We start from the raw sequence: 25,099 nt of genomic DNA, 5'->3' as shown, positions 1-25,099 counted from the left end.
GGGCGTGCACCCTGCGAAGGCGCTGCCCGGCACCGGCACCGACCGCGACCGCGTCATATGCCCCGCGTCCCTCCGGGAGCGGCCGATGACGTACATCCATCAAGGCCCTGAAATGTCTCCCGGCGTGCCCGGTCCGCCCTGCGCTATCGCCTCCTCGACCTCGGCGACCCTGGCCTGTTCCTCCGCCGCGAATCGGTCCCGGTCCAACTGCTCGGCCAGCTCCTCGTCCTGGGCCATCAGCAGGTCCAGGTTGGAGTCGCCGAGCTCGAAGACGCCCATGTCGACGTAGGCCTTCTGGAGCCGTTCGCCCCACAGACCGATGTCCTTGACGCACGGCACTATGCGGCTGAACAGCAGTTTGCGGAAGAGCTGCAGGAACGGTGAGTTCTCGGAGAGTTCCTCGGCCTCGCGCCTGCCGATGCCGAAGTTCTCCAGCACCTCGACGCCCCTGAGCCGGTCGCGCATCAGATAGCAGCCCTCGATGACGAACTCCTCGCGTTCGCGCAGTTCGGCGTCGCTCAGCTGCTTGTAGTAGTCGCGCAGCGCCATCCGCCCGAAGGCGACGTGCCGGGCCTCGTCCTGCATGACGTACGCGAGGAGCTGTTTGGGCAGCGGCTTGGTCGTCGTGTCGCGGATCATGCCGAACGCGGCCAGGGCGAGGCCCTCGATGAGGACCTGCATGCCGAGGTAGGGCATGTCCCAGCGGGAGTCGCGCAGGGTGTCGCCGAGCAGGCCCTGGAGGTTGTCGTTGATCGGGTAGAGCATCCCGACCTTCTCGTGCAGGAACCGGCTGTATATCTCCGCGTGCCGGGCCTCGTCCATGGTCTGGGTGGCGGAGTAGAACTTCGCGTCCAGATCGGGGACGGACTCCACGATCCTGGCCGCGCAGACCATGGCGCCCTGCTCACCGTGGAGGAACTGGCTGAACTGCCAGGCGGTGTAGTGCTTGCGCAGCTCGCCCCGGTCCTTCTCGGTCATCTTCGCCCAGTGCGGCGTGTCGTACAGGGTGAGGACGTCGTCCGGGGTGCCGAGCGGGTCGGTGGGGTCGACCTCCAGGGACCAGTCGATCCGCTTGTTGGCGTCCCACTGCTTGTCCTTGCCCTTCTGGTAGAGGGCGAGCAGGCGTTCGCGGCCTTCGTCGTAGTCCCAGCTGAAGCGGGCGGCGCCGGAGGCGGGGACCTGCCACAGGGGTGCGTCGGGGGCGGTGGTGTAGAGGTCGTGTGTCGACACGGACGGCTCCTTCTCGCCTTGCGTGCTCCGATTGAGTTCCGTGGCGTCCGCATAAGTGCCGCAGCAGTGACGTCAGTTGGCAGGTTCACACGTTGGTAGACGCCGGGTCAACAAGTCGTGCGCAAGGGATTGACGGCCTTGCTGACGGGGGGTCTCATAAGAGGTGACCGCCGGTAACCCATGTGTGAGGTGCCTTCAGCCATGACGACAGTGACCGAACGCGATGTGCAGTTGCTCCGCGATGCGCTCGGCCCGCTCCGGGACCGCGAGCAGATCGCCGAGCGGCTGCTCGAATCCTCCGCCAAGCACTCCTTCGATCCGGACAAGGAGCTCGACTGGGACTCGGCGGTCGAGGACGGCAAGTGGTTCTGGCCGCCCGAGCTCGTCTCGCTCTACGACACCCCGCTGTGGCGGAAGATGTCCGAGGAACAGCGGCTGGACCTGTCCCGGCACGAGGCGGCGTCGCTGGCCTCGCTGGGCATCTGGTTCGAGATCATCCTCATGCAGCTGCTGGTCCGGCACATCTACGACAGGCCAGTGACCAGCAACCACGTCCGCTACGCGCTCACCGAGATAGCCGACGAGTGCCGGCACTCGATGATGTTCGGCCGCATGATCAAGTGGAGCGGGTCGCCGGACTACCCCGTGCCGCGCGTCTATCACAACCTCGCGCGCGTGCTGAAGACCGTCTCCACCACGCCGGGTTCGTTCGCCGCGACCCTGCTCGGCGAGGAGATCCTCGACTGGATGCAGCGCCTCACGTTCCCCGACGAGCGCGTCCAGCCGCTGGTGCGCGGCGTGACCCGCATCCATGTCGTCGAGGAGGCACGGCACGTCCGGTACGCCCGCGAGGAGCTGCGCCGCCAGATGGTGACCGCCCCGCGCTGGGAGCGCGAGTTCACCCGGGTGAGCTGCGGTGAGGCGGCCCGGGTCTTCTCCGTCTGCTTCATCAACCCGCTGGTGTACGAGAACGTCGGCCTGGACCGCCGCGAGGCCGTCGCCCAGGTGCGGGCGAGCGGCCACCGGGCGGAGGTCATGCAGAGCGGTGCCAAGCGGCTGACGGACTTCCTCGACGACATCGGAGTGCTGAACGGCGTGGGACGCAGGCTGTGGAAGAGCTCGGGCCTGCTGGCCTGAGCCGCCCCCCATTTGCCGGTCGGTCTTAGGCTTCATGGCATGACCACTGCCGCTGCCGCGCCGCCGCCCCGTGCATACCGAAGGCTGAGCGTCGAGGAGCGCCGCGCCCAGCTCCTGGGTGCGGCGCTGACCCTGTTCGCACACCGGGCCCCCGACGAGGTCTCGCTCGACGAGGTCGCGACGGTCGCCGGGGTCTCCCGCCCGCTCGTCTACCGCTACTTCCCGGGCGGGCGGCAGCAGTTGTACGAAGCGGCGCTGAGGTCCGCCGCCGAGCAGCTGATCCTGTGCTTCAGCGAGCCGCCGGTGGGGCCGCCCACCGAGCGGGTGCTGCGGGTGCTCGACCGCTATCTCGCCTTCGTGGACGAGCACGACGCCGGATTCAGCGCGCTGCTGCGCGGCGGGAGCGTCGTCGAGACCTCCCGTACGACCGCGATCGTCGACGAGGTGCGGCGAGCGGCGGCCGAGCAGATCCTGCTGCACCTGGGCCGGGGCGGCCCGGATGCGAAGGCCCCGGCCGGGCCCCGGCTGGGGATGATGGTGCGCACCTGGATCGCGGCCGTCGAAGCGGCGTCCCTGATCTGGCTGGACGAGGGCAAGCAGCCCGCCGCGTCCGAACTGCGCGACTGGCTGGTCGACCAGCTGATCGCACTGCTGGCCGCAACGGCGGCGACGGACCCGGACACCGCGTCGGCGGTGGCGGAGCTGCTGCCGCTGGAGACCGCAGCGGGTCCGGCCGGACGGCTGGCGGAGCGGCTGATCCCGGTCGTCGGCGGTGCGGCCCATCTGCTGCCCGAGAGCTGATCGGTCAGACTGGGGCCGTGAGAAGCGAGAACACCCACTTCACCGGCGGCCCCCTGGACGGACGGGTCCTGCCCGTCCTCGTCGGCCCGACCGGCCATCCGCCCAAGTGGTACGAGGTCCCGGTACCGGCCGCCGACGGCGGGCCCGCCACGGTGTACGCGTACCGCAGGGTGCCGGCCGGTCACTCCAGGCGGTTGGGGATTCCACGCGGCTGGGTGTACGAGTACGCCCCCGAGGGCCGTGAGCGACACAGCCCCAAGTGGCCCTGGTCGAAGCCGCGCTGAGGGCACGGTACCCGGCGCGGCCGGGGTGTCGGTCTAAGATCGGCGCTCTGGTGCCAGGCACGGTCAGCAAGGGGGTGCGCCATGGAGGCGCTGCGTCAGGACGATCCACGCCGCATCGGCCCGTACGCCGTGCTGGCGCGGCTCCGCGAGACCGCGAGCGCCGTGCAGTACCTCGCGCACGACATGGCCGACGGGCCGGTGGTGATCGCCGCCGCCCGCCCCGGACTCGCCGCGCTGCCCGCCTTCCGGCGCCGCTTCCAGTCGGAGGCCCGCACCGCTGACCGGCTGGCCGGCGGCTGGGTCCAGCCTCAGCTCCACATCCCGTCCGACGGCGACGGGGACGACGGCCTGCCGTGGACGGCGGGCCCCTACGTACCCGCGCTGACGCTCTCCGAGGCGATCGAGGTCGCGGGTCCGCTTCCCGAGCGTGCCGTGCGGATACTGGGCGCGGGCATCGCCGAGACGCTCTCCCGGGTGCACGCCACCGGAGCCGTGCTCCAGGGCCTGGCCCCGCGGACGGTGCTGATGGCCGAGGACGGGCCGCGGCTCACCGCGTTCGGCCCGCTGGGCGCCGCGGCCGCCGCCGAGGCCCGGCCCGGCGGGCAGTTGTCCGTACGGCTCGGCTATCTCACCCCGGAGCAGGTCGAGGGCGAGGAACCCGGTCCGGCCTCCGACCTCTTCGTACTGGGCCTGCTGCTGGCGTACGCGGCGACCGGCACGACCCCCCTCGCCGACGGCCCGGCCGCCGAGGCAGCCGACCGGATCGCCCACACCGACCCCGAACTCGGCGCGGTCCCCGGGGAGTTGCGCGATCTGATCGCCCGCTGCCTGGCGAAGGACCCGGTCGACCGGCCGACCGCGGGGACGGTGGCCGCGGAGCTGGCCCTTGAGGGAGCGGCGGGCCTGGCGAAGGGCGGCTGGCTCCCGGAACACCTGACGGCGGTGGTGGCGGAACAGGGGTTGCTCGTACGGGAGTTGGTCGCCGAGGGACGTCCGCTGGAAGCGGCGGCGGGCAGCGGTCCGGCGGACGCACTGGTGAACGAGTCGACCGACGGACCGGCCGACGCGGCGTCAAGTGGGTCAGCTGACAAACCGGCAAGCGGACCGGCCGACGCGGCAGCAAGCGCACCGGCCGACGAAGGCACTGACGGGCCCCTCGGTGAGCCCATGGACGCCTTGCCGGCCGACGCTGCGCCCGGTACGGCCGGGCGTGAGCTCATTCCCGCCCCCGCTCCCGCCCCCGATCAGGACACCCGTACCGCTCAGCTCGGGGACGTCGGGCGCCACGTCCCGGCGACCGACCGGCCGACGACCCAGCTGTCCGTCCCGCGCCAGCTCAACACGCCCCCTGCCGTGCTCCCGCCCGCCGTGCCCATGCCTCCCCGCCCGCTGCCGGTCCCCGCAGCACCCGCTCCCGCGTCCGCCGCCCCCACCGTCCCCGCCCTCGGCCGGCGGGGGCTTCTCATCGGGGTCGCTGCCGGGGTCGCCGGTCTGGTGGCCGGTGGGGGCGGGGGGCTCGCGCTCGGGTCCGGCGACGGGGGGACGGACGATCCCAAGCCCGCGCCGAGCCCCAGCGGTCCGGTCGTCGCGGGGCTGCCGCCGCAGCCGCGTTGGGTGTACACGCACCCGGCCGCCGAACCGCCGCCGCTCACCGCCACCCTCTGGAACGACCGGCTGCTGGTGCTGACCGGCGAGAACGGGGCGTCCGGCATCGATCTGCGCGCCGGGCGCCGGGTCTGGCAGAGCGCGGACGCCGCCAAGGGGCGCGCCGCGCTTCCGGCCGGGAAGGACCTCTGCTTCGTCGCGGGTCCGTCCGAGTTCCTGTGGCTGTCGCCCAAGGACGGCAAGGTCGTGCACCGGGCGGGCTACGCCGACCAGTTCGCCGGGGCGCCGGATCTCGCGGTGTCCGAGATCGTCGGCACGTTCGGCCCTGTGGTCTGGTTCACCGGCTCCCACAAGGTCACCGTCAAGGCCCCGCCCCCGAAGAAGGGCAAGAAGCGCGGCAAGGACACCCAGGTCGTCAGGTCCTACCTGTTCGCGTACGACGTTCTCCAGCGCAAGGAGCTGTGGCGGACCCCCGTACCCACCGGGCGCGGACCCGCCGCCCCCGTGTACCGGCTGATCGCGATCGGGCAGGCCGACTTCGTCGTACGCCAGAGTCCGGGCACGCTCACCCCCGGCGATGTGAAGGCCGCCAAGGGGAAGGCCGTGTTCCGGGGCTTCGACCAGAAGACCGGCAAGCAGTTGTGGACCCGGCAGTTCGGCGCGGTCACCCCTGACGCGGCGGCCATCGCCGACGACCGGGGTCTGCTGTACGCGGCGGTGGGCGACGATCTCCAGGCGTTCGAGCTCCCCGCGGGCAAGCCGAAGTGGACGCTGAACGGCACCACAGGGACCCCGTACGGAACCTCCGTCGCCACCGGAACGCTTCTGCACACCACCAACCGCGACCAGGAGGTGGGCGCGGTCGAGCGGGAGACGGGACGGCTGCGCTGGCGCCGCTCGACCGAGGCTGCACCCGGCACCGCCGCCCCCGCGGTGACGCTCAGCACGACCGGCAGGACACTCCTGGCCGCCGACGCCTCGCAGGTCACCGCGTTCGCGGCGGCGGACGGGCGACGGCTGTGGAAGTTCCAGGACATCGGGTCCCAGGACCCCAAGGGCCCCACGGTCACCGCTCCGTACCGGGTGCTGGCGTACGGAAGGACCGCCGTCGTCCAGCGCGAGCGGATCTTCTACGCGTTCCCGGTCGCCTGAGCGAGGGTCCCGGGCCGCAGCGCACCCGCTCACCGCCTTCCGGGCGAACCCCTCGCCCGCCACACCGCGCGGTTCTTGCATCCCCCGACACAGAGTGACCGTATGAATACGTTGCGCTCACTCATGGGGCGGTCCCATGGCTCGCCCCGTCACCGGAGGTGATGTCGTGCCAGGCGCAGTCCTGCGTGCGGTCTGCACCGCGACCCTGACCACACTCGTCGTAGCCTCGCCGGCAGCCGCCACGCCCGTGGATCCGAGTCCCGCGGCCGGTCCCACCGCGGCCGCGCGGAAAAGCGTCGCCCAGCTGCTGACCGAGATGCAGAAGCTGTACCAGCAGGCCGAGGAGGCCACCGAGACGTACAACGGCACCGCGGCGGAGCTGAAGAAGCGCAAGGCGCAGGCGAAGAAGCTCGACGCCTCGCTCGCCGTCGCCCGGAACGCGCTGTCCGACAGCCGCGACGAGGCCGGGCAACTGGCCCGGGAGCAGTACCAGGGGCGATCCGACCTCTCCCAGTACATGCAGCTCCTGCTGTCCCGCGATCCCGAGCACCTGCTGGACCAGGAACATGTGATCCGGCGTGCGGCGGCCGGGCGGGCGGCGACCGTGAAGCGGCTCACCGACGCCGAGAAGCACGCCGACCGGCTGGCGGCCGAGTCCCGCAAGGTGCTGGACCGGCAGCAGGTCCTGGCCGCGAAGCAGAAGAAGCAGCGGGACACGGTGCGCTCACGGCTCAAGGCCGTGGAGTCGAAGCTGGCCAAGCTCTCCGCCGCCCAGCTCACCGAGCTGTCCCGGCTGGAGCAGCAGGACATGCAGAAGGCTCAGGGCGCCCTGGTCGCCTCGGGGGCCCTGTCCTCGACCAGGCCGCCGTCCGAGGCGGGCGGCTCGGCGGTGAGGTTCGCGATCGGGCAGATCGGCAAGCCGTATGTGTGGGGCGCGGAGGGACCGGGCTCGTTCGACTGCTCGGGACTCACCTCCCAGGCCTGGGCGAAGGCGGGCCGCGCCATTCCGCGGACCTCGCAGGAGCAGTGGCGGCAGCTCCCGAGGGTGCCGCTGAACTCGCTGCGCCCGGGTGACCTGGTGATCTACTTCCCGAAGGCCACCCATGTGGCGCTGTACATCGGCAACGGCCTGGTGGTGCAGGCGCCCCGGCCGGGCTCACGGGTGAAGGTCTCGCCGGTGGCGTCGAACCCGCTGCTGGGCGCCGTACGGCCGGATCCGCAGAGCGCGGCCCTGTCCTCGTACCGGCAGCCCGAACTCCCGCAGGGCGCGACCGCGGGCTCGGACACGGGGTACGGCGCGTCGTCGGCGCCCGCGCAGTAGGCGGGCCGAGCAGGTGAACAGCCGGGTCGGATCCCGTCGGATCGCCGACGGGGCCCGGCCCGGCTGCTGCGGTCGCTCAGGCGGCCGACGCGGATGCGGACACCTCCGCGAGGTACGCGTTCGTCTTCTCGGGGTCGAAGAAGAAGTTCTCGAAGTCCGCCGGGTCGTCGAAGCCGTTGGCGAAGCGGTCGGCGACCGGCTGGAGCTGGCCCGCGGCGCCGATCAGGTTCAGCACGTGCTCCGGCGGTACGCCGAGCATCGCGTTGGTCCACTTCACGACGTGCTGCGCGGTGTCCCAGTAACGGTCGAACGTGGCCTGCATCCAGTCCGCGTCGAACTCCCGGTCGCCGTGCTCGATGATCGAATCCAGGTACGCGTTGGCGCACTTGGAGGCCGAGTTGGAGCCCTGGCCGGTGATCGGGTCGTTGGCGACCACGACATCGGCCACGCCGAGCACCAGACCGCCGCCGGGCAGCCGGCCGATCGGCTTGCGGACGGTCGGGGCGTAGCGGCCCGCCAGGGTGCCGTTGGCGTCGGTCAGTTCGACCTTGGTGGCGCGGGCGTACTCCCACGGGGTGAACCGCTCCATGAGCTCCAGCGTCTTGGCGAGGTGCTCGGAGGGATCCTTGATGCCCTGGAAGACGTCGAGCGGGCCGCCCGGGATGCCCTCCCAGAACAGGATGTCGGCGCGGCCGGACGTGGTCAGGGTCGGCATCACGAAGAGCTCGCCGACGCCGGGGACCAGGTTGCAGCGGACCGCGTCGAAGTCGGGGTGCTCCGGGCGGGGGCCCATGCCGTGGACGTACGCGACGGCCAGGGCGCGCTGCGGGGCGTCGAACGGCGAACGCGACGCGTCCCGGCCGAACATGGAGACCAGCTCGCCCTTGCCCGCCGACACCATCACCAGGTCGTACGTACGGGAGAAGTAGTCGAGGTCGGAGACGGCGGCGCCGTGGATGACGAGCTGTCCGCCGCGCTGGGCGAAGGTCTCCATCCAGCCGGCCATCTTCACGCGCTGGTCGACGGACTGGGCGAAGCCGTCCAGCCTGCCGACCCAGTCGACGGCGCGCGAGGAGTCGGGGGCGGCGACCGAGACGCCGAGGCCCTCGATGCGCGGAGCCTGGGACTCCCAGAAGTTGAGCTGGTAGTCACGCTCGTACTGGAGCGCCGTGTCGAACATGCACTGCGTCGACATGACCCGGCCGGAGCGGATCTCGTCGGCGGTGCGGTTGGACATCAGGGTGACTTCGTACCCTCTGGACTGCAGTCCCAGGGCGAGCTGGAGACCGGACTGGCCGGCTCCGACTATGAGTATCTTCCGCATCGCGGTTCTCCGTTACGTGTTGCTAGGCGGGAGTGGCGTCAAGAGCGTGGCCGACGAGGGCCAGCAGCGACTCGACAACAGTGATCCTGTTACGCGCGTCCATGATCACAACAGGCACGTGCGGAGGTATGGTCAGGGCCTCCCGGACGTCCTGCGCCTCGAACCCCGGTGTTCCCTCGAAGTGGTTGACGGCGACGATGTAGGGCAGGCCGCAGCTCTCGAAGTAGTCGAGCGCGGGGAAGCAGTCGGCGAGGCGCCGGGTGTCGGCCAGCACGACCGCGCCGATCGCGCCGCGCACCAGGTCGTCCCACATGAACCAGAAGCGCTGCTGGCCCGGTGTGCCGAACACGTACAGCACGAGGTCGTCGTCGAGCGTGAGCCGGCCGAAGTCCATCGCGACGGTCGTGGTGACCTTGTCGGGCGTCGAGGAGAGGTCGTCGGTCTCCTCGCTGGCCTGGGTCATCATCGCTTCGGTCTGCAGCGGGGTGATCTCGGAGACCGAGCCCACGAAGGTCGTCTTGCCCACGCCGAAGCCGCCCGCGACCACGATCTTCGTGGCTATGGGGGCCCTGGTGCGGTCCAGCTGCCAGGCCTGGAGCGATTCCTCGGCCTGGTCCGTCTCCCCCGGCGCGCGGGGGGCGAAGAGCGACGGCTCAGAGACGGCGGAGTCCATCGAGCACCCTTTCGAGCAGTGCGCGGTCGGGCTGGCCGGTGCCGTGACCGGTCCCGTACACGCGGATCTTTCCCTGGTCGGCCAAGTCGCTGAGCAGCACCCGGACCACGCCGAGCGGCATCTTCAGCAGCGCGGAGATCTCCGCGACCGTACGCATCCGGCGGCAGATCTCGACGATGGCCTGGAGCTCCGGCATGACACGGGTGGCCAGGTTGCCGTTGGTCAGCTCACGGCGCTCCTCGGGTGCTTCGAGCGCGGCGACGAACGTCTCGACGAGCAGGACGTGTCCGAAGCGGGTGCGGCCGCCCGTGAGGGAGTACGGGCGGACCCGTGCGGGCCTCCGGTCGGCCCCGCGGACGGGGAGCCTGCGGGCGGATTCAGCGGCGGGCGTCACTGGGCGCTCTCCATCGATTTGCGCAGTTCACTGCGGAGTTCGGGGGTGAGTACGTGTCCCGCCCGGCCGACGAAGAGCGCCATGTGGTAGGCGACGACGCTCATGTCGCAGTCTGGCGTGGCGTGCACACCGAGCAGCGAGCCGTCGCTGATCGACATGACGAAGACGCTGCCCTCGTCCATGGCGACCATCGTCTGCTTGACGGAGCCGCCGTCCATCAGCTTGGCGGCGCCCTCGGTGAGGCTGCCGATACCGGAGACGATGGTGGCCAGGTCGGCGCTGGAGCCCTTGGGGCCGTCCTGCCGGCCGGTCTTCCGAGCGGTCAGATGGCCGGGGTCTGAGGAGAGCAGCATCAGCCCGTCGGACGAGACGACGGTGACCGAGTGGACCCCTGGCACCTCCTCCACCAGATTGCTCAGCAACCAGTGAAGGTTCCGGGCCTCGGTACTCAGCCCGAATGTGCTGGGCGCAGTCAACTGCGTGCCTCCTCGACTGTATCCCCCGTCTCATCGGTTCGGCCGTCGCTGGGGGCGGCCGGCTCACTGTGCTCGGTAGGTGCGGGGTGTCCGGCGTGTACCGGGGCCTCGGGGAACGGCTCGGTGGCCGTGATCTCGGCGATCTCCGCCTCGACGTCCCGGCGGCCCTCCTTCGCGCCCTGGTGGAAGCCGCCGAGCCGGCGGCGCAGTGCCTCCTTGTCGAGGCCGCCCTTGCGCTCGGCGGTGGGTGCCGTGGCGGGCTGGACGACCTTGGGGGTGCGCTTGGGCAGCCCCTTGTCCGTGATGGTCTCCTGCTGCTCGGGGCGGCGGGGGCCGGGCACGGTGGCCTCGGGGGCGGGCGCGGGGGCCGGGGTCTCGACCGTGTGCGGCTCCGGGGACTCGTCCGGGGTGCGCTCGTGGCGGTCGGGGCCGATGGCGTACGGGTCGGGCGCCGCGAACTCCTCGACGACCGGGAGCCGGACCTGCATCGTGATCTCCGCCTCGGTCTCGGCGGCGAGCGGGGCGGGTGCGGGCACGTTGTCCGCGGCGAACTCGGGCAGCGGCTCGGGCTCGGGCAGCGGCTCGGGCTCGGGCAGCGGCTCGACGGCGATCCCCGACTCGCGGATCGTCCGCTCGGCCGCGGCGATCAGCGGATCACCGGACAGCGGGTCGCCCGGCAGAGCGTCACCGGACAGCGGGTCGCCCGGCACCGGATCGGCGGCCGGTGCGAGCGTACGTCCCGGCAGCGCGTTGGAGTTGGCCTCGGCGACCGAACCCGGCAGGTTCAGCGCGGGGGCGTCCCCGGGGACCTTCACCGGCGGCGGTGTGGCGGCCGGTGGCGCCTTCGGCAGCAGGGCCTGGGGCAGGACGACGACCGCCGTGACCCCGCTGCCCTTGTGGTCGCGCAGCTGGACCCGTACGCCGTGGCGCGCGGCCAGCAGGGAGGTGACCTGGAGGCCGAGCCCGGCCCCGTCCGCGCTCTGCTCCCCCGCCTCGAACGAAGCCGGGTCACCGAGCCGGGTGTTGAGCTCGCCCATCCGTACCGCCGACATCCCGATGCCCTCGTCCTGGACGGAGAGCATCACCTCGCCGGTCTCCAGCAGCCAGCCGGAGAGCTGGACATGGGAGTCCGGCGGGGAGAAGGAGGTGGCGTTCTCCAGGAGTTCGGCGACCAGGTGGCTGAGGTCGTCCGCGGCGAAACCGGCGATCTGGGCGTGCGGCGGCAATGACTGGATGGTGACCCGCTCGTACCGCTCGATCTCGGAGACGGCCGCGCGCAGCACATCGACCAGCGGGATCGGGCCCGCGTGCCCGTGGCCGTGCTCGGCGCCCGCGAGGACCAGCATGTTCTCGCTGTGGCGGCGCATGACCGTGGCCATGTGGTCGAGCTTGAAGAGGGTGGCGAGCCGCTCCGGGTCGTGCTCCCGCTCCTCCAGGTTCTCGATGACACCGAGCTGGCGCTCCACGAGGCCGAGGGTGCGCAGCGAGAGATTGACGAAGGTGTGGTTGACCGTGTTCCTCAGCCGCTCCAGCTGGCCGGTGAGGTCGGCGGCCGCGGTCTGGAGTTCGGCGCGCTGGGCCGCGAGGGTCTCGCGGCCGGCGATCAGTTCGCCGCGTTCGGTCTGCAGGCTCTCGAAGCGGCCGTTGAACTCGTGGAGCAGTCCGTGCAGTTTGCCGTGCAGGGCGTTGATGGACCGTACGACCTGGGCGAACTCGTCGTTGCGGCCCGTGTAGCGGACCGGTTCGGCGGTGGCGGGTTCCGCGGCGAGGCGGGCGGCGCCGATCCGCAGGACGGCGAGCGGCTGGGTGAGGGTGCGGGCGACGGCGGTGGAGACGCCGACGGCGACCAGCAGACAGCCGCCGAGCAACGCGATCCGCAGTTCGAGCGCGGTGACGTCCTCGTCGCGCAGTTGCTCCAGGCGCTGGACCTGTGCCGTGCCGAGGGCGGACTCGACGCCCCGCATCCGGTCGATCCGGGCGGAGAGCGCCGCCTTTACCTTCTTGCTGCTGGATTTCTGGTCGGAGTCGGACAGCTCGGGGCGGTCGGTGAGGGAGTTGAGGTACTTCTCCGCGCTGTTGACCTCGGGGCCGGTGACGGTGGACGACAGCTTGTCGCGGGCGGTGGCCCCTGCGGCCTGGTCGAAGTCGGCGAGCGAGGAGAGCTCGCCGACCCGGGCCTGCTGGGCGGCGGCGCTCAGCTCGTCACGGGTGCGGTCGTCCTTGCTGCTGCCCTGTTCCTGGACCTGGATCTGCAGCCCGGTGACCGGGTCGATCTGCGGGACGGTGACCGCACGGGGTACGGAGAGCGCGGCGAGCAGCAGCCCGCGGGTGGCGGAGGCCTGCTCGGTGGCCCGGCCGAGGGCGAGCGGGGCGCGGGTGGACTCGGCGGCACGCGGCGGGGTCTTCTCGGCGAGTTCCTCGGCGAGGTCGTGGAGCTTGGAGATGACCTCGGAGTACGCCTGATGGGCCTCCAGCGCCGAGCCCTTGCCGCTGAGCGCGTCGCGGCGCAGGGAGGGGATGGCGGCAAGGTCGCGGCGCAGTGCGGCCGGCGCCGCGTCCCTGATCTCGTCCACCTGCTGGTCCACGCGGGCGCTGGGGCTGCCGGGGGCGCCCTTGCCCTCCGCCGTCGGGCCGGAGTCCTCGTCGCGGCCGGCCGCGATGTAGGAGGTGACCTCGTCGCGCTCGTCGGCGAGGGCGTGGGCGAGCGCCAAGGCCTGCTGGTTCAGCTGCGCGAGGGTGACCAGCCGCTGGGACTCGTTCAGATCGGCGGAAGCGCTGAGGGCCGCGGGGGCGCCTGCGGCGATGACGGTGATACCGACGACCGCGACACCGGCGACCAGCCGGCTGCGTACACGCACGGTCCGCCGGGTGCTCTCGCTCTCGGCGGGTACCGGGGGCGTCACCCCGGAACCGCTGTGCTTTCTGCCCTTGCTCCGAGGCCGCTTCTTCTGCACCGGTGCTCGCATTCTTGACTCGTCCGCCCTTGAAGCAGAGGTGACGCACGGTCACATATGAGCGAGCGCCCCGACCCCTGGTACGGCTTCTGACCATTCCAGCGCTTTTGAGAGGGGGACGCGCATCAACCACTCCACCACCTGAACGAGTGAACATCACTCCGGAGTTGACGAACAAGTCTCCCCCCGAGGCGTACACGGCACACCCGGGCCGTCGGCTGGAACTTCCGCCCAGGCTTTGGCAGGATGCCCGCCCGCACGCCGCACGGAGCCATTCCTTCCGCTCCGACTGCCCGTCTGACCTGCTGGTACAGGCCAGTACCGGCCAGTGCAGGGCTCGTGAAGGCGTCGTGCAGACTGGCCCCATGCACATGGAACTCGCCACCGCCGCCGGCAGCACCGGACGCCCGAACGAGGACTGGGCCGCCACCGCACTGCCCGCCTCCGGCCAGGGTGGGACGCTGGTCCTGCTCGACGGGGTGACACCGCCACAGGGTGACGACGGTTGTGTGCACTCGGTCCCCTGGTTCACCGCACGGCTGGGCGGCTCGCTGGTCGAACTGTCTGGTTCGCAACGGGATCTGACCCTCCAGGAGATCCTGGCGGAGTCCATTCGACGCACCGCCGACACACACCGCAGTTCCTGTGACCTTTCTCACGTGAGGACACCGCAGGCGACGGTGGTCATGGCGCGCTGGGACGAACGGGAGATCGAGCACCTGGTGCTCTCCGACTCCGCACTGCTGTTCGAGGCCCCGGACGGAACCGTGCACCCCCTGCTCGACGACCGGCTGGACCGCCTGCCGCCCGGCTCGCTGGCGAGCGAGGCGATCGCCGACGCACAGGTACGGAACAAGGAGGGCGGCTTCTTCACCGCCGCCGCCGATCCCTCCGTGTCGGCCCGTGCGGTCACCGGGCGCACCCCGCTCGGCCGGGTGCGGGCGCTGGCCGCGATGACCGACGGGGCGGCCCGCTGGACCGAGATGTTCCGCGAGGGCGACTGGGCGGACTGCCTCGGGGTGCTCCGCAAGGAGGGGACGCAGGGGCTGATCGACCGCGTCCGGGCCCTGGAGGACGCGGACACACGGCGTACGTATCTGCGCCGCGGCAAGACCCACGACGACGCGACGGCCGTCTACGTGGTGCTGTGACGGCGCACCGGGCACGGCGGACAGGCCCTGGGCCGTCAGTCCTCGGCGCGGGCGTTCAAGTGGTGCAGCAAACGGGCCAGTTCGGCCACCTCCGTCCGGTCCCAGTCGGCGAGTTTGCGCACATAGCGGGCGCGGCGGGCGTCGCGGACGCTGCTGTAGCGGGCCAGCCCCTCGGCGGTGAGGCGGACGAGAGAGGCCCGGCCGTCGGCCGGATCCGGCTCGCGCGACACCAGTCCGAGGTTCTCCAGGGCGCGCAGTTGACGGCTCATGGTCGCCTTGCCGACCCCGAAGTAGGCTGCGAGATCGGTGGCCCGCTGCTGCCCGGCCGACTCCAGCCGTACGAGGAGTCCATAGGCGGCGGCCTCCAGTTCGGGGTGGACCTCGCGGGCCATTTCCCCGGAGTTGGCCCGCGCCCTGCGCAGGAAGACGGCCAACTCCCGCTCCAGGGCAAGGAATGCGTGGTCCACACCACTTTCCCCGGTCGCGCCGGGTTCACTACCGCTTTCGCTCCCGTGCACGTCAACACCCCTCATGAGCTTTCCTACCGCTGAAACTTTCTTTCGCCGCAGGTCATCACCGCAGCTCGGCCAGTATTTCGCAGGCGTAGACCAACGGCAGCGCCCGGGCCCCCTTCCGCAGCCCGGGTCTACGTGCGTAGCGTCATGTATGACATGTCCACACCATGACATGTCGACAGGGGTGCGCCCGGCGTCCCCCTGGGATCAGCGCGTCCCCCCACCAAGGCCTCGGAGGCACCCACATGCCCGTGCTCAGATCCGGACCCGGAACCCCCCACCACTCGCGCTTCGCCGCCGCAGGAACCCTGCTCGCGGCCCTCTCCCTCCTCCTCACCCTGCCCGGCGCGGCAAGCGCCACGGGCACCCATGACGCCGCCAAGACCCCCACCCGCGGCACGGCCACGATGGGCATGGGTGTCATCGCCCACGACGGCCAGGGCGGACTGCCGCGCGACACCCGCGCCGTCCAGACCGAAGGCGTGGACGTCAGCAGCCACCAGGGCAACGTCGACTGGGCGACGCTCTGGAACAGCGGTGTGAAGTGGGCCTACGCCAAGGCCACCGAGGGCACGTACTACACGAACCCGTACTTCGCGCAGCAGTACAACGGCTCGTACAACATCGGGATGATCCGGGGCGCGTACCACTTCGCCACCCCGGACACCACGAGCGGTGCCACCCAGGCCAACTACTTCGTGGACCACGGGGGCGGCTGGTCGCGCGACGGCAAGACCCTGCCCGGCGTCCTCGACATCGAGTGGAACCCGTACGGCGACCAGTGCTACGGCAAGACCGCGGCCGGCATGGTCTCCTGGATCCGCGACTTCGTGAACACCTACAAGGCGCGCACCGGACGCGACGCGGTCATCTACACCGCGACCAGCTGGTGGCAGACCTGCACCGGGAACAACGCGGGCTTCGCCTCCACCAACCCGCTGTGGGTGGCCCGCTACAACACCACGGTGGGCACGCTCCCGGCCGGCTGGAGCTACTACACGATCTGGCAGTACACCTCGTCCGGCCCCTACGTCGGCGACCACAACCACTTCAACGGCGCCCTCGACCGCGTACAGGCTCTCGCGAACGGCTGAGCCGGCCCGCCGCACCGACTTCGCCCACCGCCCCGCCCCACGCCCTGCAGAGCCCCCCGGTGACCGCCCGGTCACCGGGGGGCTCTGCCATGTCCGCATCCCCCGACTCCCCAGCTGACCAGGCATTTCCCTCTCCAGGAAGGCATCACAAGCCTCTATACACTCGATGTATAAACTGTGTGTATAGTCCTTCTCTGTCGTACGCCGCACGCCGTGCGTCCCGTTCAGCTACAGAGGAGTGACCCGCCTTGCGCATGAAGACGAAGCCGACCGGTACGGCGTTGGCTGCCGCCCTTGTGACGGCGCTCACCCTGACGCTGGGCGGCTGCTCCCTGCAGACCACCGCACCGGCCTCGGCGCGGGGTGACGCGGGCTCCGACGCCAAGGGCTCCTTCGGCCCGGTGGACTGCCGCAAGGCGAAGTGCATCGCCCTGACCTTCGACGCGGGACCGGGCGAGGACACCCCTCGTCTGCTGGACATCCTCAAGCGGGAGAAGGTGCACGCGACCTTCTTCCTGCTGGGCAGGAACCACGTCAGGAAGCACCCCGACACGGTGCGCAGACTCGCCGCCGAGGGGCACGAGGTGGCCAACCACACCTGGACCCACAAGATCCTGACGGACCGCAAGCCCTCCGAGATACGCGCCGAGCTGGAGAAGACGCAGGACGCGATAGCGGCGATCACCGGCAGGAAGCCGCGCCTGATGCGCCCGCCGCAGGGCCGCACCGACGACACCGTCGCGGACATCTGCAAGGACCTGGGACTCTCCCAGATCCTGTGGAGCGCCACCGCCAAGGACTACTCCACCACCGACTCGGCGCTGATCAGGAAGCGCATCCTGGACCAGGCGGGCAGGGACGGCATCATCCTGCTGCACGACATCTACAAGGGGACGGTGCCCGCGGTGCCGGGCATCATCGAAGCGCTGAAGAAGCAGGGCTATACGTTCGTCACCGTCCCGCAGCTGATGGCACCCGCGGAGCCGGTGCCGGGGACCGTGTACCGCCCCTGACCGGTACGCGGAACGGCCCGCCCGCCCGTTTCCGGGAGGGCGGGCCGTCCGTACCGGTCGCGCACGTGGTGCCACGCCCGTCACGCCATGGCGCCTACGCCGCGGCCGGGATCCTCTCCTCGGGCCTGGCCGCGGTGGCCGGGGCGAGGGCGATCTCCAGCACCTGGCGGACGTCCGTCACCGGGTGGACCTCCAGGGTGTCCAGGACCTCGGCCGGGACGTCGTCCAGGTCGGCCTCGTTCCGCTTCGGGATCACCACGGTGGTGATCCCGGCCCGGTGCGCGGCGAGCAGCTTCTGCTTCAGGCCGCCGATCGGCAGCACCCGACCGGTCAGCGAGACCTCACCGGTCATCGCCACGTCCGTACGGACCAGCCGCCCCGAGAGCAGCGAGGCCAGCGCCGTGGTCATCGTGATACCGGCGCTCGGGCCGTCCTTGGGGACCGCGCCCGCCGGGAAGTGGATGTGCACTCCGCGGTCCTTGAGATCCGCGACCGGCAGCTCCAGCTCCGCGCCGTGCGACCGCAGGAAGCTCAGCGCGATCTGCGCGGACTCCTTCATGACGTCGCCGAGCTGACCGGTGAGGGTCAGTCCGGACGCCCCGGTCTCCGGGTCGGCCAGCGAGGCCTCCACGAACAGCACGTCACCACCTGCGCCGGTCACCGCGAGCCCGGTGGCCACACCCGGCACCGAGGTGCGGCGCTCGGCCGGGTCCTGGGCGGACTCGGGGACGTGGTGCGGGCGGCCGATCAGAGCGCGCAGATCCGCCTCGGTGACCGTGAACGGCAGCTCCCGGTCGCCCAGTTCGTGCTGGGCCGCGACCTTGCGGAGCAGCCGGGCGACGGCCCGCTCCAGGTTCCGTACGCCCGCTTCACGGGTGTACTCGCCGGCCAGCTTGCGCAGCGCGGACTCGTCGAGCGTCACCTCGTCCTTCTCCAGACCGGCCCGCTCCAGCTGGCGCGGGAGCAGGTGGTCCCGGGCGATGACGACCTTCTCGTCCTCGGTGTAGCCATCGAGCCTGACCAGCTCCATGCGGTCGAGCAGGGCCTCCGGAATGGCTTCGAGCACATTGGCCGTCGCCAGGAAGACGACGTCGCTGAGGTCGAGTTCGACCTCCAGGTAGTGGTCGCGGAAGGTGTGGTTCTGCGCCGGGTCGAGGACTTCGAGCAGGGCGGCGGCCGGGTCGCCCCGGAAGTCGGAGCCGACCTTGTCGATCTCGTCGAGCAGGACGACCGGGTTCATCGAACCGGCCTCCTTGATGGCGCGGACGATACGTCCCGGCAGGGCGCCGACGTACGTACGCCGGTGGCCGCGGATCTCCGCCTCGTCCCGCACACCGCCGAGCGCGACACGGACGAACTTGCGCCCCATGGCGTGCGCGACGGACTCACCGAGGGACGTCTTGCCTACGCCGGGCGGCCCCACGAGGGCCAGCACCGCGCCGCCACGACGCCCGCCGACGACCCCGAGACCGCGCTCGGAACGCCGCTTGCGCACCGCCAGGTACTCGGTGATCCGCTCCTTCACGTCCTGCAGGCCCGCGTGCTCGGCGTCGAGGACGGCCTGGGCGCCGCGGATGTCGTACGCGTCCTCGGTCCGCTCGTTCCAAGGCAGTTCGAGGATGGTGTCTACCCAGGTTCGAATCCAGGAGCCCTCGGGGCTCTGGTCGGAGGAGCGCTCCAGCTTGTCGACCTCCTTGAGCGCGGCCTCGCGGACATGCGCGGGAAGGTCGGCGGCCTCGACGCGCGCCCGGTAGTCGTCGGACTCGTCCCCCGGGTCGCCGTTGAGCTCGGACAGTTCCTTGCGTACGGCTTCCAGCTGGCGCCGCAGCAGGAATTCGCGCTGCTGCTTGTCGACGCCCTCCTGGACGTCCTTGGCGATGGACTCGGCGACGTCCTGTTCGGCGAGGTGTTCGCCGAGCCACTGGATGGCGAGCTTCAGCCGGGCGACCGCGTCCACGGTCTCCAGGAGCTGCACCTTCTGGGCGGTGGTGAGGAAGGGTGAGTAACCGGAATTGTCGGCGAGCGCGGAGATGTCCTCGATCTGCTGGACCCGGTCCACGACCTGCCAGGCGCCGCGCTTCTTCAGCCAGCTGGTGGCGAGCGCCTTGTACTCCTTGACCAGCTCGGCCGCGGCTCCGGGGAGCGGGTCGGGGACGACCGCGTCAACCCGTGTCCCCTCCACCCAGAGCGCTCCGCCCGGTCCACTGGTCCCGGCCCCGATCCGAACCCGGCCACGGCCGCGGATGAGCGCGCCCGGATCTCCGTCCGAAAGCCGTCCGACCTGCTCGACGGTGCCGATGACACCGGTGCCGGTGTACGTCCCGTCGATCCGCGGCACAAGAAGCACCTCGGGCTTGCCGCCGCCCTGGCGGGCTGCGGCCTGCGCGGCCTCCACGGCGGCGCGTACATCGTTGTCGGACAGGTCCAGAGGCACCACCATCCCGGGCAGCACGACCTCGTCGTCGAGCGGCAGCACGGGCAGGGCGAGCGGAGTGACCGCATTGGACTCGGTAGCCATGATCTCCCCTTCGGCAGTCAAGTTGAGCTATGCAGACTCAATGCTCATGCGCCGCCCATTGTTCCCCGGGGTGTGTTCGCTGTGAGCGATCGACCGGATGCGCCCCACGAGCGGGCCCTGCCTGTAGCGGTGAACCCCGGACGCGACCGCTTTAATCCGAGGGCGCCCCGGTCGGTCCGATGACGCTCCGGCCTGCGAAAACCATTCGGCGCCCGCGCGGGGCAGCGGGCAGAGTGCCCGTATGGACGTGAACGACGACCGAGGGCTGAACCCGGACGGGACGATCCGGCGGGAGGGCTCGCTGAGCCGGGTGCCGACGGCGTACGCCCCCGTGGTGGAGACGGCCCGGGCCCGGATCGTCGAAGCGTTCGACAGTACGCGGCTGCACAGCGCGTACCTCTACGGCAGCATTCCGCGCGGCACGGCCGTTCCCGGTGTCTCCGATCTGGATCTGCTGCTGGCGCTGCGCACCGGGCCCACGGCGGCCGACGAAGCGGCGGCCCGCGCCTTGGAGGCCGGCCTCGACGCCTCGTTCGGCCTGATCAACGGCGTAGGCGCCCTGCTGGCCCGCGCCGACACCCTCACCAGCGAACTCGAACGCAACGACCTCGGCTTCTTCCTCGCCTGTCTGTGCACCCCGCTGCTGGGCGAGGACCTCGCCGCACAGCTGCCGAGCTACCGCCCCACCCCGCTGCTCGCCCGCGAGACCAACGGGGACCTGTACCTCGCGCTGCCGCGCTGGCGCCGAAGGGCCGCCGAGGCCACCACGGACGCCGAACGCCGAGACCTCAGCCGCGTCGCCGCCCGACGTATCGTCCGGTCGGGCTTCACCCTGGTCATGCCGCGGTGGGGCGGCTGGACCAGCGACCTGGCGGAGTCCGCCGAGGTGTTCGCCCGGTACTACCCGGGCCACCCGGAGCGCATCGGGCAGATGCGGGCGGCCGCTCGCACGGCCCGCACCCCTTCCGCCGACCCGGCCGTCCTCGCCGTGCTCATCGACGACCTGGCTCCCTGGCTGGCTGCCGAGTACCTCGCGGTGCACGGCGTGAAGGCCCCGCGTCCCTGACCACCGCTCCCCCGCGCGCGAGCCGCCTGAGCCGCGCATGAACCGGCTCGGGTCCGGTGCCCGATAGAGAGATGTGAGCCTGTTGCGCCCCTCGGGGGAGGACCGAAATGACGACGACGCGTTGCTGCGTGCCGTCGCACAGGGGGATACGGCGGCCCTGGCGACGCTCTACGACCGGCACGCCGGCTGGCTGCTGGCCCGGCTGAGCAGGCGTTGCGCGGACGCCGAGACCGTACGGGAGGTCCTTCAGGACACCTTCGTGACGGCCTGGCGCTCCGCCGCATCGCACCGCGGTACACAGATCGGCGGCTGGCTGTGGGTGATCGCCTCGCGCCGGCTCGTCGACGCACAGCGCGTCCGTGCCCGCACCGATCGTGCCGTACAGGCCGAGCTGGCCGACAGCAAGGACTGGGCATCCGCGGCGCCGTCCGCCGAGGAGCGGGTGCTCGCCGGGCTGGAGTACGGCGATGTGGGTGCCGCGCTCGACCGGATCTCGCCCGAGCTGCGGGAGGTCCTGCGCGCGACGGTCGTCGACGGGCTGACGACCCGCGAGACGGCCCGGCTCCTCGGCATACCGGAAGGCACGGTCAAGACCCGGGCCATGCGGGCCAGACGTGAACTGCGCGCCGCACTGGAACTGCTGGCGCCGGAAGCCGGTCCGCTGGGAGGCACGGCATGACAGGAGGTGACGGCATGACCCATTGGCACGTGGGCGAAGACCTGGCTGGGCGGTACGCCGCCGGTGCGGTGGCCGAGACGGAGGCCTGGTCCCTGGAGAAGCACGTGGAGACGTGCGACGGGTGCGCGGCGCGGGTCTCGGCGGCGGTACGGACACGGCCGGAGGCGGCGGCGCTGCTGGACGGGGTACGGGCGGGGCTGCTCGCGACGGTGGTGGCGCAAGGCGCACCGAAGAGACACCTCACGAGGGCCGCCTTCCCCGGACCGGTCCGGGCCCGTTTCTGCGCATCGGCGCGATATGGCCGCCTGGGCCTCTCCGGGCCCGCCTCCCGCATCGGCCGGCTGCTGTGGGCCGCCGGGCCCGCGCTGCGTGGGGCGTGGTTGTCGGCGCTGGTGCTGGTGGTCGTCGGGGCGCTCGCTCTGGCGTACGGGGCCGGGCTCGGCGCGGCCACGCGGCCGTTGCTCCTCGTCATCGCGCCGGTGCTGCCGCTCGCCGGGGTCGTCGTCTCCTACGGACGGCACGCGGACCCTATGCATGAGATCACCGCCGCCACCCCGTCCGGCGGAGTGCGGCTGCTGCTGACCAGAACCGCCGCGGTGCTCGGCGTGAGCATCCCGGCGCTCACCCTCGCCGGGGCCGCGCTGCCCCCGTCCGCCGCGGGGCCGGGCCCGGCGGCATGGCTGCTGCCTGGGCTGGCGATGACGCTGGCGGCGCTCGCCCTCGGTTCGTACGTCGGCTGCCGCACCGGCGCCTCGTCCGTCGCCGTGGCCTGGGCGGCCGCCGTGCTCCTGCCCGCCTTCGCCGCCTCCCCCCTGGGGATGGCCGAGTCGGCGGCCGGGGCCGCGTCGTACTTCGCCGGGACCGCCGCACAGGGCGGCTGGGCGGCCGGGGCGCTCGTGTGCGCCGCGCTGCTCGCCGTACGCCGTAGATCCTTCGACCATCTGGAGACATTGTGAGCACGGTCAAGGTCAGGGAACTGACCGTCCGGCACCGCGGGACGGCCGCCCTCGACGCCGTCGATCTCGACTTCGCACCCGGTGTGCACGGGCTCCTCGGGCCGAACGGGGCGGGCAAGACCTCGCTGATCCGGGTGCTCGCGACGGTCGCCGCGCCGTCCGGCGGCCGGGTGGAGCTCCTCGGCAGCGAGGTCGGTGCCAGGTCGGATCACCGCAGCCGGGCGGCGGTGAGGCGCAGGCTGGGGTATCTGCCGCAGGACTTCGGGTACTACCCGGGCTTCACCGTCCGCGAGTTCGTCGCCTATGTGGCCTGGCTCAAGGAGATGGACGCGGCGGCGGTACCCGCGGCCGTGGAGCGTGCGGTGGACCGGGTGGGTCTTGCGGAGCGGATCGACGCCCGGGTGAAGACCCTGTCGGGCGGCATGATCCGGCGCGTCGGCATCGCCCAGGCGATCGTCAACGATCCGGAGCTGCTGCTGCTCGACGAGCCGACCGCCGGTCTCGACCCCGAGCAGCGGGTCGAGTTCCGGGCGCTGATACGGGGGCTGGGCCACACGTCCACCGTGATCGTCTCGACCCATCTCGTCGAGGACGTCACCACGGCCTGCACCGATGTGACGGTGATCGAGGCGGGCCGGATCGCCTACCGGGGTACGACTCAGGAGCTGATGGCCCTCGGCAGCGAGGACACCGGGGCGGACGGGCCGCAGGGCAACCGGATCGAGCGCGCCTACACCGCCGCGCTGCGGGCGCACCGGGCGGCGGTGGCGCACCGATGACGAACCTCGACGCGCCGATGACGAAGCCCCACACGCCGATGACGGACCCCGGAGCACCGGCGCACCACCCGGCTCGCACCGCGCTGCGGGCCGAGCTCCGGCACGGGGTCGCCCCCTGGACCGGGCCGGCCGTGGCCCTCACGCTTCTCGTCGTGCTGTGGGGCAGGGCGGCCCAGTGGCAGGGCAGCTGGGGCGAGACGCAGAGCCTGCTGCACTCGGCGAGTGCGCTGCTCGGCGGTCCGCTCGTCGCCGCGGCCGCCTGCTGGCAGGGCGGCCGGGAGCATCGCCGCCGTACCGCGGAACTGCTGCTCTCGGTGCCGCGCAGCCGGCTCGCGCAGACGATGACGGCCGCGACGCCGGTCATGCTGTGGTCGGCGGCCGGGTATCTGTTCGCGCTGGCCGTGGCGTTCGCGGCGACCGCCCCGTACGCCGGGGCCGGCGGCCCCTCCGTCCCGGTCATCGCCGCGGACCTCGGTTTCCTGCTGTCCATCGGCTTCGTGGGCTTCGTCGTCGGCCGGCTGGTGCGGTGGCGGCTGATCGCTCCGCTCCTGGCGGTGTGCGCGTACGTCGGTCTGGGGTTCCCGGCGTATCTGGAATCGCAGGCCCAATTCCTGAGCCCGGCCAAGGACGTCCAGCTCGAAGGGTCCGTCCCGGTGTGGTGGTTCGCCCCGGTCCTGGTGGCCTGGACGGGCGGTATCGCCGTCACCGTGCTGCTCGCGTACGCGGCCCGGCGGCGTCACCTGGCCGTCGTGCCGCTCGCCCTGGCGGCCGTGGCGGGGGCGGTGGTCGTCCACACCGGTGAGGACCTCTACCGCGACGACCCGTCCGTGACCCGCGAGGTCTGCACGGCGGCTGCCCCCGGCGCTCCGCAGATCTGCGTGTACGCATCCGAGTCCCCGGTGCTGCCCCAGATGTCCGAGGCTCTGAAAGGAATGTTCTCGCGGCTGGAGGGAGTTCCGGGCGCACCGGTCAGATACGTGGACTCCCGGTCCGGCCCGAAGAACGGCGAAGCCGCTCTCGCGCATGTGTCGCGCGGCTGGGGCATCGCACGCGACCGGCTGACCGATCCCCACCGGTATGTCTCGGAAACCGCCTTGGGCCTGGTGAACCGCGACTGTTCGGCCGGGGCGCAGGGGAAGGACCGGAAGGAGGGCGAGCGGGCGGCACGCACTCAGGACGCTGTCGTCGTCTGGCTGAGCGGCGAGGACTCTCCGTGGTATCCGAATTCGCCCTATCTCGCGCGTCTCAGGGCCATGCCGGACGCCGACCGCAAGGTCTGGCTCGGCCGCTTCCTGGCGGTCCCCGAGCGCTGCACGCCCGCGCAGGTCCCGGTCCTGTGAACGCCCGGCCGGCCCACGCCGCTCTCCCGCTCCTCTATATCCGCTCCCGCGCTCTCCACCTCACCGCCGCCGCCCTGACCTGCACCGTCCTCGTCGCCGCCTGGGCGGCGGACTGGCTGGAGGACCAGCCGTACTTCGACCACACCGCCCGCATCCCGGTCCTCGCGCTGGCCCCGCTGCTCGCCTCCGCCGCGATCGGCACCAGCCTTTACACGCACAGCGACGAGCTGGACCGGACCGCCGTACGCCGCTGGTGGCCGCTGCGGCTGCTGCATCTGCTGGCCCTGACCGTGCCGGCGGCCGGGGCGCTCGCGCTGGCCGTCCCGGGGCACCCGGAGGCGTACGGCGCACCGGGCATGGTGCGCAATGTGCTCGGCGCGACCGGGGTGGCCGCGGCCTCCGCCGCCCTGATCGGTGCCCGGCTGAGCTGGCTGCCGATGACGGTCTACGGCGGCGCCGTCTATCTGGCGGCGCCCCACACCCCGGGCGGGGCGGCGGCGGTGTGGGCCTGGCCGATGCAGCCGGGCCCGCAGGGTGCGGCGTGGACGGTGGCCCTGACGGCGTACGCGGGCGGGGCGGTCCTCCTCGCGGTGCGCGGCGCACGCCCGGAGGGCGCGTAACCCCCGACGGCGTACGC

General features: G+C 71.7%; 22 protein-coding genes. 14 read left to right on the top strand and 8 right to left on the bottom strand.

The window, feature by feature from the left end:
- Positions 1-99: 99 nt before the first annotated feature.
- A complete protein-coding gene (locus tag OG507_RS27540) occupies positions 100-1,230 on the bottom strand; it encodes a ferritin-like domain-containing protein (RefSeq protein ID WP_327369845.1) in 1,131 nt (376 codons plus the stop codon).
- Between the two features lie 201 nt (positions 1,231-1,431).
- On the opposite strand from OG507_RS27540, the gene OG507_RS27535 reads away from it, so the two are divergent.
- From OG507_RS27535 to OG507_RS27515, 5 genes are all read left to right on the top strand, one after another.
- Positions 1,432-2,367, top strand: coding sequence for an AurF N-oxygenase family protein (locus tag OG507_RS27535; protein WP_327369844.1), 936 nt, complete (start codon positions 1,432-1,434; stop codon positions 2,365-2,367).
- 39 nt (positions 2,368-2,406) lie between these two features.
- Positions 2,407-3,168, top strand: a complete 762-nt coding sequence (locus tag OG507_RS27530; RefSeq protein WP_327369843.1) for a TetR/AcrR family transcriptional regulator — start codon at positions 2,407-2,409, stop codon at positions 3,166-3,168.
- Positions 3,169-3,185: 17 nt separating this feature from the next.
- Positions 3,186-3,452 (top strand): hypothetical protein, encoded by a 267-nt coding sequence (locus tag OG507_RS27525; protein ID WP_327369842.1) that lies wholly within the window; start codon positions 3,186-3,188, stop codon positions 3,450-3,452.
- 81 nt (positions 3,453-3,533) lie between these two features.
- Positions 3,534-6,209 (top strand): outer membrane protein assembly factor BamB family protein, encoded by a 2,676-nt coding sequence (locus tag OG507_RS27520; protein WP_327369841.1) that lies wholly within the window; start codon positions 3,534-3,536, stop codon positions 6,207-6,209.
- 166 nt (positions 6,210-6,375) lie between these two features.
- The gene (locus OG507_RS27515; protein ID WP_327369840.1) at positions 6,376-7,530 is read left to right on the top strand and encodes a C40 family peptidase; all 1,155 of its coding nucleotides are present in this window, start codon (positions 6,376-6,378) and stop codon (positions 7,528-7,530) included.
- Positions 7,531-7,606: 76 nt separating this feature from the next.
- Here the strand turns inward: OG507_RS27515 and OG507_RS27510 are convergent, their stop codons facing one another.
- The 5 genes from OG507_RS27510 to OG507_RS27490 are packed head-to-tail and all read right to left on the bottom strand — an operon-like array spanning position 7,607 to position 13,351.
- Complete coding sequence (locus tag OG507_RS27510; protein WP_327369839.1) at positions 7,607-8,854, bottom strand: styrene monooxygenase/indole monooxygenase family protein; 1,248 nt, start codon at positions 8,852-8,854, stop codon at positions 7,607-7,609.
- Positions 8,855-8,876: 22 nt separating this feature from the next.
- On the bottom strand, positions 8,877-9,527 hold the full coding sequence (locus OG507_RS27505; RefSeq protein ID WP_327369837.1) for a GTP-binding protein: 651 nt from the start codon (positions 9,525-9,527) through the stop codon (positions 8,877-8,879).
- Positions 9,508-9,921 carry a DUF742 domain-containing protein gene (locus OG507_RS27500; RefSeq protein ID WP_327369836.1) on the bottom strand — a complete coding sequence of 138 codons (414 nt, stop codon included), beginning with the start codon at positions 9,919-9,921 and terminating at the stop codon, positions 9,508-9,510. The genes OG507_RS27505 and OG507_RS27500 overlap by 20 nt, the downstream gene beginning before the upstream one ends.
- The gene (locus tag OG507_RS27495; RefSeq protein ID WP_327369835.1) at positions 9,918-10,397 is read right to left on the bottom strand and encodes a roadblock/LC7 domain-containing protein; all 480 of its coding nucleotides are present in this window, start codon (positions 10,395-10,397) and stop codon (positions 9,918-9,920) included. Before OG507_RS27495 ends, OG507_RS27500 begins: the two co-directional genes overlap by 4 nt.
- Complete coding sequence (locus OG507_RS27490) at positions 10,394-13,351, bottom strand: sensor histidine kinase (protein WP_327372118.1); 2,958 nt, start codon at positions 13,349-13,351, stop codon at positions 10,394-10,396. The genes OG507_RS27495 and OG507_RS27490 overlap by 4 nt, the downstream gene beginning before the upstream one ends.
- Positions 13,352-13,716: 365 nt before the next feature.
- Here OG507_RS27490 and OG507_RS27485 point away from each other — a divergent pair, with 365 nt between their 5' ends.
- A complete protein-coding gene (locus OG507_RS27485; protein ID WP_327369834.1) occupies positions 13,717-14,502 on the top strand; it encodes a protein phosphatase 2C domain-containing protein in 786 nt (261 codons plus the stop codon).
- 35 nt (positions 14,503-14,537) lie between these two features.
- Here OG507_RS27485 and OG507_RS27480 read toward each other — a convergent pair whose 3' ends face one another.
- A complete protein-coding gene (locus tag OG507_RS27480) occupies positions 14,538-15,035 on the bottom strand; it encodes a MarR family winged helix-turn-helix transcriptional regulator (protein WP_442811027.1) in 498 nt (165 codons plus the stop codon).
- A gap of 227 nt (positions 15,036-15,262) precedes the next feature.
- On the opposite strand from OG507_RS27480, the gene OG507_RS27475 reads away from it, so the two are divergent.
- Both OG507_RS27475 and OG507_RS27470 read left to right on the top strand, forming a co-directional pair.
- Positions 15,263-16,111 (top strand): lysozyme, encoded by an 849-nt coding sequence (locus OG507_RS27475; RefSeq protein ID WP_327369833.1) that lies wholly within the window; start codon positions 15,263-15,265, stop codon positions 16,109-16,111.
- A gap of 254 nt (positions 16,112-16,365) precedes the next feature.
- Positions 16,366-17,124 carry a polysaccharide deacetylase family protein gene (locus OG507_RS27470; RefSeq protein WP_327372116.1) on the top strand — a complete coding sequence of 253 codons (759 nt, stop codon included), beginning with the start codon at positions 16,366-16,368 and terminating at the stop codon, positions 17,122-17,124.
- 94 nt (positions 17,125-17,218) lie between these two features.
- Here OG507_RS27470 and lon read toward each other — a convergent pair whose 3' ends face one another.
- Positions 17,219-19,642 (bottom strand): endopeptidase La, encoded by a 2,424-nt coding sequence (gene lon / locus OG507_RS27465; protein WP_327369832.1) that lies wholly within the window; start codon positions 19,640-19,642, stop codon positions 17,219-17,221.
- 241 nt (positions 19,643-19,883) lie between these two features.
- Between lon and OG507_RS27460 the strand changes: the two genes are divergently transcribed.
- The 6 genes from OG507_RS27460 to OG507_RS27435 all read left to right on the top strand — a co-directional run bounded on the left by OG507_RS27460 (position 19,884) and on the right by OG507_RS27435 (position 25,082).
- The gene (locus OG507_RS27460; RefSeq protein ID WP_327369831.1) at positions 19,884-20,708 is read left to right on the top strand and encodes a nucleotidyltransferase domain-containing protein; all 825 of its coding nucleotides are present in this window, start codon (positions 19,884-19,886) and stop codon (positions 20,706-20,708) included.
- A gap of 73 nt (positions 20,709-20,781) precedes the next feature.
- A complete protein-coding gene (locus tag OG507_RS27455) occupies positions 20,782-21,387 on the top strand; it encodes an RNA polymerase sigma factor (RefSeq protein ID WP_327369830.1) in 606 nt (201 codons plus the stop codon).
- 14 nt (positions 21,388-21,401) lie between these two features.
- Positions 21,402-22,343: a zf-HC2 domain-containing protein gene (locus OG507_RS27450; RefSeq protein ID WP_327369829.1), complete on the top strand. Its 942-nt coding sequence runs from the start codon at positions 21,402-21,404 to the stop codon at positions 22,341-22,343.
- Positions 22,340-23,122 (top strand): ABC transporter ATP-binding protein, encoded by a 783-nt coding sequence (locus OG507_RS27445; RefSeq protein WP_442811026.1) that lies wholly within the window; start codon positions 22,340-22,342, stop codon positions 23,120-23,122. Before OG507_RS27450 ends, OG507_RS27445 begins: the two co-directional genes overlap by 4 nt.
- Positions 23,119-24,462, top strand: a complete 1,344-nt coding sequence (locus tag OG507_RS27440; RefSeq protein ID WP_327369828.1) for a hypothetical protein — start codon at positions 23,119-23,121, stop codon at positions 24,460-24,462. The genes OG507_RS27445 and OG507_RS27440 overlap by 4 nt, the downstream gene beginning before the upstream one ends.
- Positions 24,459-25,082, top strand: a complete 624-nt coding sequence (locus OG507_RS27435; RefSeq protein WP_327369827.1) for a hypothetical protein — start codon at positions 24,459-24,461, stop codon at positions 25,080-25,082. The genes OG507_RS27440 and OG507_RS27435 overlap by 4 nt, the downstream gene beginning before the upstream one ends.
- Positions 25,083-25,099: the final 17 nt, after the last annotated feature.

It is taken from the genome of Streptomyces sp. NBC_01217, from assembly GCF_035994185.1.
Taxonomy (GTDB): domain Bacteria; phylum Actinomycetota; class Actinomycetes; order Streptomycetales; family Streptomycetaceae; genus Streptomyces.
This window is presented reverse-complemented; position numbering and strand designations above follow the sequence as displayed.